This window comes from Klebsiella sp. K5-204 (assembly GCF_030128585.1).
In the GTDB taxonomy this organism is placed as follows: Bacteria; Pseudomonadota; Gammaproteobacteria; order Enterobacterales; family Enterobacteriaceae; genus Klebsiella; species Klebsiella quasipneumoniae.
This window is the reverse complement of record NZ_JAKUZS010000008.1, coordinates 224,727-237,706: the sequence shown is the minus strand read 5'-3', so window position 1 is coordinate 237,706 and position 12,980 is coordinate 224,727. Positions and strand designations below refer to the sequence as shown.

Below are 12,980 nucleotides of genomic sequence, written 5' to 3'. Positions count from 1 at the left end.
CTGCGGGAGGAGCCTCTCTTTTAGCGACTCCCCGCCCCGCTCACCCGCGTGACCGCCGCATTCTGCCGGTTTTCCCACAGCACGGTCAGCCCACGCTGCAGCGCGATAAAGATAAACAGCAAAATGCCGATGGCGATTTTGGTCCACCATGAGCTGAGGGTGCCGTCGAAGTTGATGTAGGTCTGAATCAGCCCCTGGATCGCCACCCCGAACAGGGTTCCCAGCACAGTGCCGACGCCGCCGCTAAGCAGCGTGCCGCCGATCACCACCGAGGCAATGGCGTCCAGCTCTACGCCGACGCCCGCCAGCGCATAGCCCGCCTGGGTATAAATGGAAAAGACGATCCCGGCCAGCGTCGCCAGCCCGGTGGAAAGCATATAGATACGGATCGTGGCGCTGCGGGTGGAAATCCCCATTAAATTCGCCGACGTCGCGTTGCCGCCAATGGCATACACCTGGTTGCCGAAGCGGGTGCGGTGGGCGACAAAAATACCGGCCACCACCACCAGCAGCATCAGCAGCCCCATGGCGCTGAGGCGTCCGCCGCCGGGAATGGTCCATGCCAGCCCGGACAGGGTGTCGTACACCGGGTGGTTAATCGGAATCGACTCCTCTGACACCAGATAGCTCACGCCGCGCAGGAAGAACATGCCGGCGAGGGTGATGATAAAGGCCGGGATCTTCAGGGCGTCAATCAGCAGCCCCATAAACGCGCCGAAGGCGCAGCCCATCACCAGCACCAGCGGAAACGCCACCAGCGGTGATATTCCCCAAAAGCCAATCGCTTTGGCGAGAAAGACGCCGGTAAAGGCGATCACCGACCCGACAGACAGATCGATCCCGCCGGAGAGGATCACGAAGGTCATACCCACGGCGATGATCCCGAGGAAGGCGTTATCCGTCAGGATATTGCAGATCACCCGCGTCGAGGCAAAGCCGGGGAATTGCGTCAGGCAGTAGAGATAGCCCAGCACAAACACCGCGAGGGTGATCATCAACGGTAAATTACGTTTTATCATGGCCGCGTACCCCTTTCAGTAAACCGATAAAGCGCGGCGACTGGACAATCAGTACGCACAGCACCACCACCGCTTTCACCACCTGGTTGAGCTCCGGCGGGAAGCCGGAGAGCAAAATCCCGGTGTTCATTCCCTGGATAATCAGCGCCCCCACCACCGACAGCAGCAGGTTGAAGCGCCCGCCCATCAGCGAAGCGCCGCCGATGACCACCGCCAGAATGGCGTCCAGCTCAAGCCATAGCCCGGCGTTATTGGCATCCGCGCCGCGAATGTCCGCCGCCACGATGATCCCGGCGATCGCCGCGCAGACGCCGCTCAGGACATAGGCCAGCATCACCACGATGCGGGTATTGACGCCGGCGTTTTTCGCCGCGCGGATATTGATCCCTACCGCTTCGATAAACATGCCCAGCGCCGTTTTGCGGGTAAACAGCCAGAACAGCAGCAGGGTCGCGGCGGCGATGATCACCGGAGTCGGAAACAGGAGGAACGATCCGCTGCCGAGCCACGCCAGCGCCGGGGAATCAAAGGTGACGATCTGCCCGGCGGTGATCAACTGCGCCACCCCGCGTCCGGCCACCATCAGGATCAGCGTCGCCACAAAGGGCTGGATCTTAAGGACCGCCACGAGAATGCCGTTCCACAGCCCGGCCAGCGCGCCCGCCGCCAGCGAGGCCAGCAGCACCACCGGCAGGCTGTGACCGGCGACGGTCATCGAGGCGGCCGTCGCGCCGGCTATCGCCATCACCGCCCCCACCGACAGGTCGATGCCGCCGGTGGCGATCACCAGCGTCATGCCGATGGCCAGCAGCGCCACCGGGGCGGCGCGGTTGAGAATATCGATTGGGCTGCCAAACAGGCGGCCATCCTGGAGCACCACCTGATAAAAATGGGGCGCCACCAGGCTGTCGACCAGCAGAACCAGCAGCAGGGCAATGATCTGCGGGGTGCCCTTCGGCCAGGTGAAGCGTCGCTTCTCCGGGCCGGTTTGCGAAAGAGATCGAGGCATCATGGGTTACTCCTTATGCCGCAATTGCGTTCATGATCGCCGGTACAGAGAGCTCGGCGAGCGGGATCTCGGCCACCTGCCGGCGATCGCGCATGATAATGACCCGATCGGCGTAACCCACCAGCTCCTCCAGTTCAGAGGAGATGACCAGCAGCGCCAGGCCATCGGCGCAGAGGGTTTCAATCAGGCGAATGATTTCCGCATGGGCGCCGACGTCGATGCCGCGGGTCGGCTCATCGAGGATCAGGAACTGCGGTTTGGTCAGCAGCCAGCGCGAAAGCAGCACCTTCTGCTGGTTGCCGCCGGAGAGAAACTCGATCGGCTGCTCCGCGCTGGGGGTGCGGATCCCCAGCTGGCGAATAAAGCGCTCGGCGATCTCGTTCTGTTCGCGCCGGGGTATCGGCCGCAGCCAGCCGCGCTGCGCCTGCAGAGCGAGGACGATATTTTCCCGCACCGAGGCGGCGGCGATAATGCCGTCGGTTTTGCGATCCTCCGGACAGAAGCCGATCCCGAGGCAGGAGGCCTGATGCGGAGAACGCAGGGTTTGCGGTTTGCCTTTGATCCACGCCTTCCCGCTGTCCGCCGTTTTAATACCGAAGATCACCTCGGCGGTTTCAGTGCGGCCGGAACCCAACAGGCCGGCGAGGCCAACGATTTCGCCCGGACGCACCTGCAGGTCGAACGGGGCGATGGTGCCTTTTTTACCGTAGCCTTCAAATGCCGCCACCGGCTTATCGCTCAGCAGGGTTCGGCCCGCCCGCTGCAGGGCGTTGTGGTCCAGTTCGCGGCCCAGCATCATTTTCACCAGCTCAATCTGCGGCAGTTCGCGGGTCTCGCGGCAGCCGACGAAGCTGCCGTTGCGCAGCACGGTAATGCGGTCGCTGACCGCATAGACCTGGTCGAGAAAATGGGTGACGAAGATCAGGCTGACGCCGTTATCCCTGAGCTGGCGCATCAGGGTAAACAGCATCTCCACCTCCTGGGTATCGAGGCTGGCGGTGGGCTCGTCGAGGATCAGCACCTTGGCCGACAGGTCGATGGCCCGGCAGATAGCGACGATCTGCTGCATCGCCACTGAAAAGCGGTTCAGCGGCTCGCGCACATCGAGGGAAAAGCCGTAGGAGGCCATCAGCGCCGTTGCCCTGGCCTCCATCTCTTTCCGCCGCAGCAGGCCAAACCGCCGCGGCTCACGGCCGATGAACAGGTTATCCGCCACCGACATATTGGGCAGCAGGTTCACTTCCTGGTAGACAGTGCCGATCCCCAGCTGCTGGGCATGGGCGGTATTTTTCGGGGAAATGGCCTGGCCTTCCAGCCAGATAGTGCCGCGATCGGCATGGTAAACGCCGGTAAGCGCTTTGATCAGCGTCGATTTCCCGGCGCCGTTTTCGCCCAACAGGGCCATGATTTCGCCGCGCCGCAGGCTAAAGTTGACGTTATCCAGCGCCTTAACGCCGGGGAAGAATTTACTGAGTCCTTCGGTGCGAAGGATCTCCTGGTGTGCCTCGGCGCTCATAATCGATATCACCTTCAAATGATGTCAGGTTGCCCCGGCTCGCGCTGTGCTTGCCGGGGTTGCTGGAACGCTGCCTGTTACCCTCTCCGGCTGAGGAGAGGGGCGGGATGAGGGGCTATCCACTCAGTAGCCCATATTTTTCTTCTTCTCTAACTCTTCTTTCGCCGTATCCGGCAGATACAGCGTCGATTTGGTAATGGTCAGCTTCTCCGGCAGGGTGCCGTCTTTTTTGTATTTCTCCAGCGCATCAAACGCCGGGCCGGCCATATTTGGCGTCAGCTCGACGCTGGCGTTGGCTTCGCCGGCGATCATCGCTTTATAGATATCCGGCACGCCGTCGATGGAGCCGGTCAGAATATCTTTGCCCGGCTTCAGGCCAGCTTCTTTAATGGCCTGGATGGCGCCGATGGCCATATCGTCGTTATGAGCGAATACCATGCAGATGTTTTTGCCGTTATTCTCAGCCTTGATAAAGCTCTCCATAACCTCTTTCCCTTTGCTGCGGGTGAAGTCGCCGGACTGAGAGCGGATGATTTTGATATTCGACGCTTTGGCGATGGCGTCAGCGAAGCCTTTCTTACGGTCGATGGCCACGCTGGCCCCGACGGTGCCCTGCAGTTCCACGACGTTACAGGGCTTACCGTCGACGGTTTTCACCAGCCAGTCGCCAATCAGTTGACCTTCCAGCACGTTGTTGGCGGTCACGGTGGTCATGTAGAGATCTTTATCTTTCACATCAATAGAACGGTCGAGGAGGAAGACCGGGATTTTGGCCTCTTTCGCCTCTTTCAGTACCGGCTCCCAGCCGGTAGCCACCACCGGCGCAATGAAGATCGCGTCTACCCCCTGGGCGATAAAGGAGCGCACCGCTTTAATCTGGTTTTCCTGTTTTTGCTGACCATCGGCGATCTTCAGCGTGATACCGCGCTTGGCGGCTTCCTCTTTCGCGACGCTGGTTTCTGCCGCACGCCAGCCGGATTCAGAACCGACCTGCGAAAAACCTACGGTTAGCGGGGCAGCTATCGCCATAGACGACATAGCTGCGGAAACTGCTGTGACAAGAAGTAAGCGCTTCCACATAAGGGTATCCTCGTAGGGTTATTGTTGGTTAAAGTCTCACCTGCGGACAAACTATAGACAATCGGTGATGTAACTGAATGCGTTACATCACACTTCAAAAAAGTAAATGAGATGTTAATGACGGCCCCATTGCCCAGCGGAGAGCCGATAAGGCTTCGCAGGGAGCGCGGCTGTTGCGGTTTATGACGTTTTTTTAAGCGGTTTGATAAATCAATCACATGCAATGAAAACGGTTACATAAATTTATTCATGATGTGGCTATGTTTATGGATTTTCATGCCATTATTGCGCGCAAAATTCAGAGCACTCCACGGCGAGATCGGGAAAAAGAAGCGAAGACATTCGATGTGAGTTGGCTATAATACCGAGCACTTGTTTGCCATACATTTTAAAGGAAACAGACATGAGCTTACTCAACGTACCTGCGGGCAAAGATCTGCCGGAAGACATCTACGTCGTGATCGAGATCCCGGCGAACGCAGATCCCATCAAATACGAAGTCGACAAAGAGAGCGGTGCACTGTTCGTTGACCGTTTCATGTCCACTGCGATGTTCTATCCGTGCAACTACGGCTACATCAACCACACCCTGTCTCTGGACGGCGACCCGGTTGACGTGCTGGTCCCGACCCCGTACCCGCTGCAGCCGGGCTCCGTGATCCGCTGCCGTCCGGTTGGCGTTCTGAAGATGACCGACGAATCCGGTGAAGATGCGAAACTGGTTGCGGTACCGCACACCAAGCTGAGCAAAGAATACGATCACATCAACGATGTGAACGACCTGCCGGAACTGCTGAAAGCCCAGATCACTCACTTCTTTGAGCACTACAAAGATCTGGAAAAAGGCAAGTGGGTTAAAGTCGACGGTTGGGACAACGCAGAAGCGGCGAAAGCTGAAATCGTTGCCTCTTTCGAGCGCGCTAAGCAGAAGTAATTCTGTCTCAGGCAGGGTCATACCCTGCCTGATTGCGGCACGGATAGCCGCGATAACACCATGGAGGGTGTCCCGTGAAAAGCGTTCGCTATTTCACTCTTAACTTTTCTGGCTTCACAACCGCCGCCTCTGAAAAACAGGGGTATCTGCGCCTTATCGCCGGCGACCATGTCTTTTATACCGATAAACGCTATTTTAACGCCCCCTCGCTTTTTGACCGCCTGAAGACCCATCAGCCTCTGTATCTCGGCGCCCGCCGCCTGGACAACGGCAGTTACTGGATCCACTGGCTCAGCGATGGCGAAACGCTCCTTGAGCCCAGTCAACGCGTCAAGCGCTGGGCCCGGCCGCTGCTAATTATCAGCCTGCTGACGCTCATCGTCTCCCTTATTCCGCTCCTGGTGGGCGCCTCAGAATGGGCAAAATTCGGCTGCGGCATTATCGCGGTACTGGCCTTCATCGCGCTGTTAACCGGGCTCTGCGAGCGACTGTTCCACCCGGCGCTAAAACGGCACCCCGCCATGCGCGATCTGCTGGCGAAGATGGCGCAGGCCCGCCGCCGCGACTTTTCTTTTTGCCAGCCGCTACCCGCAACGCCGCGGGCCGTCCGCCGGTCGGCGATGCCTTTTACGCATGCCCTGCCGGAACGCTATGCGGTTAAGACAGACATCATCACCGATACCCACTTTAAGAAGTGGTATGCGGGCAATCCTACGCGGGAATATCACGGCCTCGGGATACAATGCGGTTCCCTGCCGCTGGCCTTCTGGTGGCAGGCTGGCTGCGCTAATTTCGCGCTGCATCCTGTTCTCTATCGTCGTCAGCCACCGTTTCTTGCCACTGGCGATCGTATCGTCGCCGTATACGAGCGCGACAGCCGGGCGATCCATGCGCTATACAATGCCAGCGACGGCGCGGCTTATGTAAAAAACCATCCGCTCTATCCTGGACGCAGACAGCTGTCGCTGCTTTATTACCTGTTTTACGGCCTAGCGCTGGTGATGTATCTGCTATTTCTCGGGGTAGAAATCATCAGCGCCCTTCAGTCAGGCCGACGCGTCTGGTGGCAGGTTCAGGATTCACTGGACATGCTGTCCTTATTGTTACTCTGCTTTGGCGGGATACTGGCGGTACTGGAGCTGATTGGCCCAACGGCCTGGTTATTGTCACACCGGGTGGCTGACTGGCTGAAGCTGCGATCGGCGATGCGGCGTTACCTGCGGGAGGCAGCCCCCCAAACCACGCCCGAGGAGGTCATGTAATGTTCAGCACCCCAACACGACGATTATTATTCCTCGCGCTGACGACGCTGGCTTCCACGATGTGGCTGGCGAGAGATTATCTGCCGCTCTGGTAAGAGGCGGGCGCAGAAAAAACAACGCCACCCGAAGGTGGCGCTGTCGTGGTTAATACTGGTCGCGATCCAACCAGTTGCCGTTCGCTATCAACGTACAACCCTCAACGGAACGTTGATAGACATACATCCATGCGCTGCCGTAAGGCGTCTGAATCAGGTGGCGCGCATACTCGCCCCCCTTGGTGCGGAGCGCATCCAGTTCGGCCAGCGTCGATGCATCAATACGATAAACTTCACCATGTACTGTGCCTTCGCCGGGCACCGCGCCTGGATAGTGGCCCAGGCTGTACAGCTGATAATCGTCGACACTATGAGCGCCCAGCCACTGGGCGTTGGTCATCCAGTGGCTGTTGCCTTGTTTGCGTCGTAAACTGCCGTAAACAAATATTCGCATTGCTAAAACTCAAACTGATAGAGCAAATCGAGCGCCTGGTCGATGCCAGACACCGCTTCCACATATAGCTTAGGCATCAGGCGATAACGTAAAGTCAGCGTCGCCAGGGAATCGAAGATACCGACCCCGTATTTTACCTGCAGACCCGGCAGTACATAGCCGCTGACCACCACCTGGGAAGAGTCGCCTACCCCTTCGGTGTCCAACGCCAAATTGCTTACGCCAAACGTCTCGCCGATTTTACCCACAACCTGACCACTTTGTGCAACCCCCATACCAATAAGCATTGAGGTCATCGCGGCGCTATCGCTCTGTCCGCTGCTCAAACCCTGGCCGCGCAGCAGATAAGACAGCGCTTCCTGCTGGGACATAACCGGGTCGGAGAAGATCTCCGCTTTCGGCTGATCGGCGGAGCCGGTGACGCGAACGCCGGCGATCACGTCGTCTTCGGTGGCATCCGGGTTACGAATCGCTTCGATATTCAGCAACGGCTGATCCGGCGGACCGGAGAACAGCAGCTCCCCTTTGCGCACAATCAAATCCTGGCCATAGGCGTGGAAGCGGCCGTCCGGAATATTGATCTGCCCGTTGAGTCCCAGCCCCTGCTTGTCCTGCGCCACTTTCAGATCGCCGGTCAGACGCGCTTTCAGACCGAAGGCTTCCAGACGAACGTTGTTGCCGACGTGGATCGTCAGGTTGCTGTTGATCGGGATCCCGGCGCTCTGCTGCTTAATCGGCTTGAGGTTTTTGTCGAGCATCACTTCGTCCGACGACACGCCGACCGCGCTCTCCGGCACCTCGTTGACCACGATCCGCGCCCAGGGCACATCCACCTTGCCATCGAGGTTGAACAGGCTTGGCGTGGCGGTAAACACCACGTCCGGCGATACATCGAGACGGACCATCGGCGGCACGGTGATCCGCACCCGGCTGCCCTTCGCCGCAATCTGCGCCCGCCAGTTATCGATCTGCGTCCAGTCGGCGTTCCCGCTAAGGGCGATTTGCCCCTGACGGGTGTTCACCGTCCCCTGCAGGGTCGAGCGCGTACCGTTGAAGTTCATCGCCAGCTGGCTCGGCTGCATATCAAACGGCATAAAGTTGCCGTCGATATCCACCCCGCTTAGCTGCATCTGGCCGAACAGCTGTGGACTTTTCACGTTGCCGCCCAGGCGCAGACGGGCGTTGAGCCGTCCCTCCGCCTTTTCACCGCGGGCGAAAATCGGGTTGATCATCGCCAGCGAGAAGTTGCTGATATTGACGTTGCCGCCGAGGTTACGCCGCCCCTGCGGGTCGGTGACCTGCACCTGCCCATCCAGCTGGCCATTGTTGGTCAGGCGGATAAGCCAGCCCAGCTCCGCGCGATTGTTGTGCAGATCGGCGCTGAGGTTCAGCGTATCGAACGCCACCGGCAACGGGGCGTCATTGACCACCTGGGTCACTTTGACGTTGCGCCCGCTGAGGGTCACTTTGCCCTGCGGCAGCCCCTCTTTGGTGGTGTCCCAGCTGACATCGGCATTACCGGTAAACACGCCGCTGGCCTGGGTCGCCTCCGGCATAAACGGCTTAAGCATCGCCAGGTCGAAGCGGTTGAGATTCACCCGCGCCCGCCCGCTGGCGCCCGCGTCAATGGTCTCAGGCACGCAGAGTTCGGCGTTCGGGTTGGTCCAGCAGTGTGGCCCGATGCTGATTTTCTGCTCCTGGTTACGGTAGTCCAGCGCAATACTGCGCGTCAGCGCTACCGGCCCTACCGGCGTCTGGAAGCGGGTATCGCTTAGCGCGCCTCTCCAGCGCTCGGCCTGACGATCGAAGCTGCCCGCCAGCGCCAGCTGGCCGGAAACCGGATCGCCCTGCACCCGCAGCCGCAGCTCATGCTGCTTCTCAGTGCCTTTGGCATTGAGCTGCACCAGGCTGATATTCACCCCCGGCTGGCTGATGCGATCCACCCGCACGTCCAGGTTGCCGCCAATCTGATCGGTGGATTTCACATCCCCTTTGACGTTGACCTGGGCGATGCTCAGCTCCTGCCAGCGCAGCGCCCGGGCGGTGATGTCCGCCAGCAGCTGCGGCGCATCGACAGTGCCGCGCACTTTCACCAGCCCCTTCGCCGTCCCGCCGAGCCCCGGCAGCGCATTATCCAGGTGCGGCGCATCGATGGTGGCGTCGAGATTCAGATCCTTCACCCCCAGCTCGCCTTTGATATCGGCGCTGTTCGGGCCTAACGCCAGATGCAGCCCCGGGATCTTCCACTGCAGATAGCTGTTACCCTGCAGCGAGCCGGAGACATCCACCTTGTTCTGTTTCACGTTGCCGGTAATTTTCAGCTCCGGCACCGACATCTGCCAGCTGCCGCCGTACAGGCTGCCCTGGGTCTTGATCCTGCCGTTGAGCTTCGACGGCCAGTCCGGCACCTCTTTGGCGGTGTTGATGCCGTCGAGGGTCAGCTCGCCGCGCCAGCTGATCGCCTGCTGCCAGTCGAGGAGCGCCTTCAGCTCGGTTTTCCCTTCGAGGGCATTGACCGTCAGCTTGTCGAGATTGATCTGCCGCTCATTGCCTTTGGCGTTGAGGGCGATTTTCGCCGGCGGCAGCGACTGGCCTTTCACCGCGGTGGAGAAGGCCAGCGCGTAGTCGGTCATTTTGCCGCTGAACTTCAGCTGGACGTCGTCGGCCTGGAACTGCTTCTCGCCGCTGAACGGCCAGGCGAGCTGCTTGCTCTTCAGCTCCATATTGAGCGGCAGCCCGGCCTCCGCCAGCTGCGCGTCCGCCCGCAGCGTGGCCGCTACCGGCCCGCTTAAGTCCACCCCGACCTTAAGCGTTTTACGTATCTCGCCGCCCACCTTCAGCTGCACTTTCTCCCCTTTCATCGGGTCGACGTTCAGCGTTCCGGCGAGGGTGATGTCTACCGGCCAGTTATCCTGCAGCTGGGCGCTGCCCGAGGCGGTGACTTTGCCCTGATCGGAGTCGATATCGAGGGCGTCGAGCTTCATCTGCCCGTCGATACTGCTGACTTTCAGCAGCAGGTTATACACGGTGATATCGGTATCGCCGGTGAGGCGCAGCTGTTCGCCGCGGAACGCCTCAATATTGAGGTTCAGCGGCAGATGGACGTCGGTCATCGCCGGCAGCACCGGCTGCGAGAAGAGGTCGGTCATCGTCTCGCCGAGCGGTTTTTCCTGCGGCTGCGGGTTGTCGATTTTCGGTTCAACCACCTGCTCCTGCGCCACTTTCGCCACCTTCGGCAGGGCGATCAGCAGCCCCTGCAGCGAGGTCGGCGTCAGGGTCAGGTTTTTCTCCTGCCAGTTCAGGCCGGTGGAAAAATCGCGCACAGAGACCGCGGTATCGTCGATTTTGACGTTGACGTTATGCAGCGCGACGCGGCTGAGGGCGATCGGATAAGGGGTGGAGAGATTCAGCGGCCCGCTGTCCTCTTCCTCGACCGGCGCAGAGGGCGGCATCTTCTTCGTATCGACGGCGACGTAAACATCGCGCAGCGAGATGTCGTTTACGCACAGACTGCTGTCCCACAGGCAGCGCAACCTGACGCTAAGATGAAACTGGCCGGCGGTGACCGCCACGCCGGGCTGCTCATAGCGGACATTATCGAGGGTTAAATCACGCCAGCCGCCGGTCACTTTGCCGATTTCCAGCCCCGGTACCCAGCGATCCGCCGCTTTGAACACCAGATGCAAGCCGGTGGTGGTGCCCACCAGGAACCCGACGGTGCCCAGCAGGAGGACCAACACGATTAAGACGCCGAGGCTTATCTTCTTCCATAAACTCATAATTCAGGCCCCAGACCGATGTAAAACTGTAAACCATGCTCTTCTTTGTCGCCGATTGGCCGGGCGATATCCAGCTTGATCGGCCCCACCGGCGACTGCCAGCGCACGCCCACCCCGGCGCCGGTTTTGAAATCACTTTCGCGAATATCGCTGACCGCTTCGCCGCTATCGACAAACACGGCGCCCCACCATTTGCCGCTGACGTTGTACTGATATTCCAGCGAGCCGGTGGCCAGCTTCGAGGCCCCGATCAGCTTGCCGTCATCGTCCTTCGGCGAGATGGATTTGTATTTATAGCCGCGAATACTGCGATCGCCCCCGGCGAAAAAGCGCAGGTCCGGCGGCACCTTGTCAAAGTTGTCCGCTTCGATCCAGCCCAGGTTGCCGCGCACCACAAAGCGGTGGCGGTCATAGAGGGTACGGATCCAGACGTCCTGGGCCTGCATCACGATGAAGTTGATGTCCGAGCCCCACATGGTGTTGGAGTAGTCCACCGAGTAGCGCTGGGAATCGCCCCAGGTGGGCATCAGGCCGCCGCGGGAGCGAGTGCGGTTCACCGAGACCCCGGGGTAAATCAGCATGGTGGTGTTGGTGACGTTCGCCTGGGTAAAGTGGTCCAGGCTCCAGCGCAGGTTGATCGCCCGCTGCCAGCCGCTCGACATCTCCCAGAAACGCGACAACCCAAGGGTGGTGGAGTCAGCCTGGGTGTCATTGAGATCGGTACGCTTAAAGCCGCCCTGCATCAGATAGTACTGCTCGAGCGGGCTCTTGAGCAGCGGGACTTTATAGGTGAAGTCGAACTGCTGCTCCGGGGCGGAGAGGCTGACGCTGGAGGTCAGGCTGTGGCCATAGGAGTTCATCCACGGTTTTTTCCACGTGGCTTTTACCCGCGGACCGACGTCTGTGGAGTACCCTACCCCGGTTTCCACGGTGTTCTCTTTGCGTGGCGAGACAACGCCCTGCAGAGGCAGCACCTTGGTTTTCCGTGACTTAGCAAAATCAGGCGCCACCACCACCGAACTGAACCACCCGGTCGCCGCCAGGCGGCGGTTTAGCTCGGCCAGGTCCTGAGAGGTGTAGTAGTCGCCCTCTTTAAACGGCACGAGGTTTTGCAGGTATTCATCACGGATTTGCGATCCGGAGAAGGTGACGTGGCCAAAGCGATAGCGTTCGCCGCTGTCGTAATCGATATCCCAGAACGCCTGATGGCGGTCGAGGGAGACCCCCAGCTGGCTTTTATTGAACTCGCTGTCAAAGTAGCCTTTGCGCAGGGCGACGCGGGTCAGGGAGCTCTTGAAACCGTCGTAATCGCCGTGGTTGAGCACCGTCCCGATGGCCGGGCGGGTTTTCAACAGCGCCAGATAGTCGCTGTCGGTGCGGGCGCCGCCGCGCAGAATCACCTCGGTGCCGCCAATGCGTACCGGCTCACCCGGGGTCACTTTGGCGATCAGCACCTGACGGCCCCTTTTCGGCGGCGGACGAAGATCAAATTCAATCGTCGGCTCGTAATACCCCAGCGCTTTCAGACCTTCGCGAATGGCGTCATCGACGCGCGCGCGAAAGCGACGATCCGGCGTGACCTCATCACTCTGGATGGTGGAAAGCTGGGCGCGAACGTTTTTCTCCAGCTCCCCGGATAATCCTTCAACCTGCAAACGCACATTCGCTGCGCTGGCGATCCCGCTGACCAGCAAAAGGCTGGTGACACATAACTGGCGGATTTTTAGCACATTTTCTCCTGAATATCCCTGTTTCCCCCTACAGGAAACACTGGCGCCGCTCCACGGCTTAACAAAACCCTAACAACGTAGGGTTGAAAAAGTGGCAATAACCCAAATAATTCTTATGTATTAATCTAGACGTATTACGCGTATTTATTGTGTTAAAAGACA

Annotated in this window: 9 protein-coding genes; 2 read left to right on the top strand and 7 right to left on the bottom strand. The window is 59.6% G+C overall.

The window, feature by feature from the left end; translation table 11 throughout:
- Positions 1-20 precede the first annotated feature (20 nt).
- The 4 genes from yjfF to ytfQ form a co-directional block, all read right to left on the bottom strand.
- Positions 21-1,019 (bottom strand): galactofuranose ABC transporter, permease protein YjfF, encoded by a 999-nt coding sequence (gene yjfF, locus MKR05_RS21410; RefSeq protein ID WP_002886825.1) that lies wholly within the window; start codon positions 1,017-1,019, stop codon positions 21-23.
- Positions 1,006-2,031, bottom strand: coding sequence for a galactofuranose ABC transporter, ATP-binding protein YtfT (gene ytfT, locus MKR05_RS21405; RefSeq protein ID WP_023291747.1), 1,026 nt, complete (start codon positions 2,029-2,031; stop codon positions 1,006-1,008). Before ytfT ends, yjfF begins: the two co-directional genes overlap by 14 nt.
- Before the next feature lie 10 nt (positions 2,032-2,041).
- Entirely contained in the window at positions 2,042-3,544 is a 1,503-nt protein-coding gene (gene ytfR / locus MKR05_RS21400; RefSeq protein ID WP_008807146.1) for a galactofuranose ABC transporter, ATP-binding protein YtfR, read from the bottom strand.
- 123 nt (positions 3,545-3,667) lie between these two features.
- Positions 3,668-4,624 carry a galactofuranose ABC transporter, galactofuranose-binding protein YtfQ gene (gene ytfQ / locus MKR05_RS21395; RefSeq protein ID WP_002886769.1) on the bottom strand — a complete coding sequence of 319 codons (957 nt, stop codon included), beginning with the start codon at positions 4,622-4,624 and terminating at the stop codon, positions 3,668-3,670.
- 403 nt (positions 4,625-5,027) lie between these two features.
- Here ytfQ and ppa point away from each other — a divergent pair, with 403 nt between their 5' ends.
- Both ppa and MKR05_RS21385 read left to right on the top strand, forming a co-directional pair.
- Positions 5,028-5,558 carry an inorganic diphosphatase gene (ppa, locus tag MKR05_RS21390; protein WP_002886766.1) on the top strand — a complete coding sequence of 177 codons (531 nt, stop codon included), beginning with the start codon at positions 5,028-5,030 and terminating at the stop codon, positions 5,556-5,558.
- Between the two features lie 74 nt (positions 5,559-5,632).
- Positions 5,633-6,820 (top strand): hypothetical protein, encoded by a 1,188-nt coding sequence (locus tag MKR05_RS21385; RefSeq protein WP_065812793.1) that lies wholly within the window; start codon positions 5,633-5,635, stop codon positions 6,818-6,820.
- A 144-nt stretch (positions 6,821-6,964) separates the two neighbouring features.
- Here the strand turns inward: MKR05_RS21385 and MKR05_RS21380 are convergent, their stop codons facing one another.
- From MKR05_RS21380 to tamA, 3 genes are read right to left on the bottom strand one after another with little or no spacing between them, the layout of a single operon-like run.
- Positions 6,965-7,309: a gamma-glutamylcyclotransferase gene (locus MKR05_RS21380; RefSeq protein ID WP_002886724.1), complete on the bottom strand. Its 345-nt coding sequence runs from the start codon at positions 7,307-7,309 to the stop codon at positions 6,965-6,967.
- Between the two features lie 2 nt (positions 7,310-7,311).
- Complete coding sequence (gene tamB / locus MKR05_RS21375; RefSeq protein WP_238874947.1) at positions 7,312-11,088, bottom strand: autotransporter assembly complex protein TamB; 3,777 nt, start codon at positions 11,086-11,088, stop codon at positions 7,312-7,314.
- The gene (tamA, locus tag MKR05_RS21370) at positions 11,085-12,818 is read right to left on the bottom strand and encodes an autotransporter assembly complex protein TamA (protein ID WP_023291743.1); all 1,734 of its coding nucleotides are present in this window, start codon (positions 12,816-12,818) and stop codon (positions 11,085-11,087) included. Before tamA ends, tamB begins: the two co-directional genes overlap by 4 nt.
- Positions 12,819-12,980 lie beyond the last annotated feature (162 nt).

Bases quoted from the DNA above. Each gene is read 5' to 3' on its own strand.
- yjfF (WP_002886825.1), bottom strand. From the start codon at position 1,019: ATGATAAAACGTAATTTACCGTTGATGATCACCCTCGCGGTGTTTGTG.
- ytfT (WP_023291747.1), bottom strand. From the start codon at position 2,031: ATGATGCCTCGATCTCTTTCGCAAACCGGCCCGGAGAAGCGACGCTTC.
- ytfR (WP_008807146.1), bottom strand. From the start codon at position 3,544: ATGAGCGCCGAGGCACACCAGGAGATCCTTCGCACCGAAGGACTCAGT.
- ytfQ (WP_002886769.1), bottom strand. From the start codon at position 4,624: ATGTGGAAGCGCTTACTTCTTGTCACAGCAGTTTCCGCAGCTATGTCG.
- ppa (WP_002886766.1), top strand. From the start codon at position 5,028: ATGAGCTTACTCAACGTACCTGCGGGCAAAGATCTGCCGGAAGACATC.
- MKR05_RS21380 (WP_002886724.1), bottom strand. From the start codon at position 7,309: ATGCGAATATTTGTTTACGGCAGTTTACGACGCAAACAAGGCAACAGC.
- tamB (WP_238874947.1), bottom strand. From the start codon at position 11,088: ATGAGTTTATGGAAGAAGATAAGCCTCGGCGTCTTAATCGTGTTGGTC.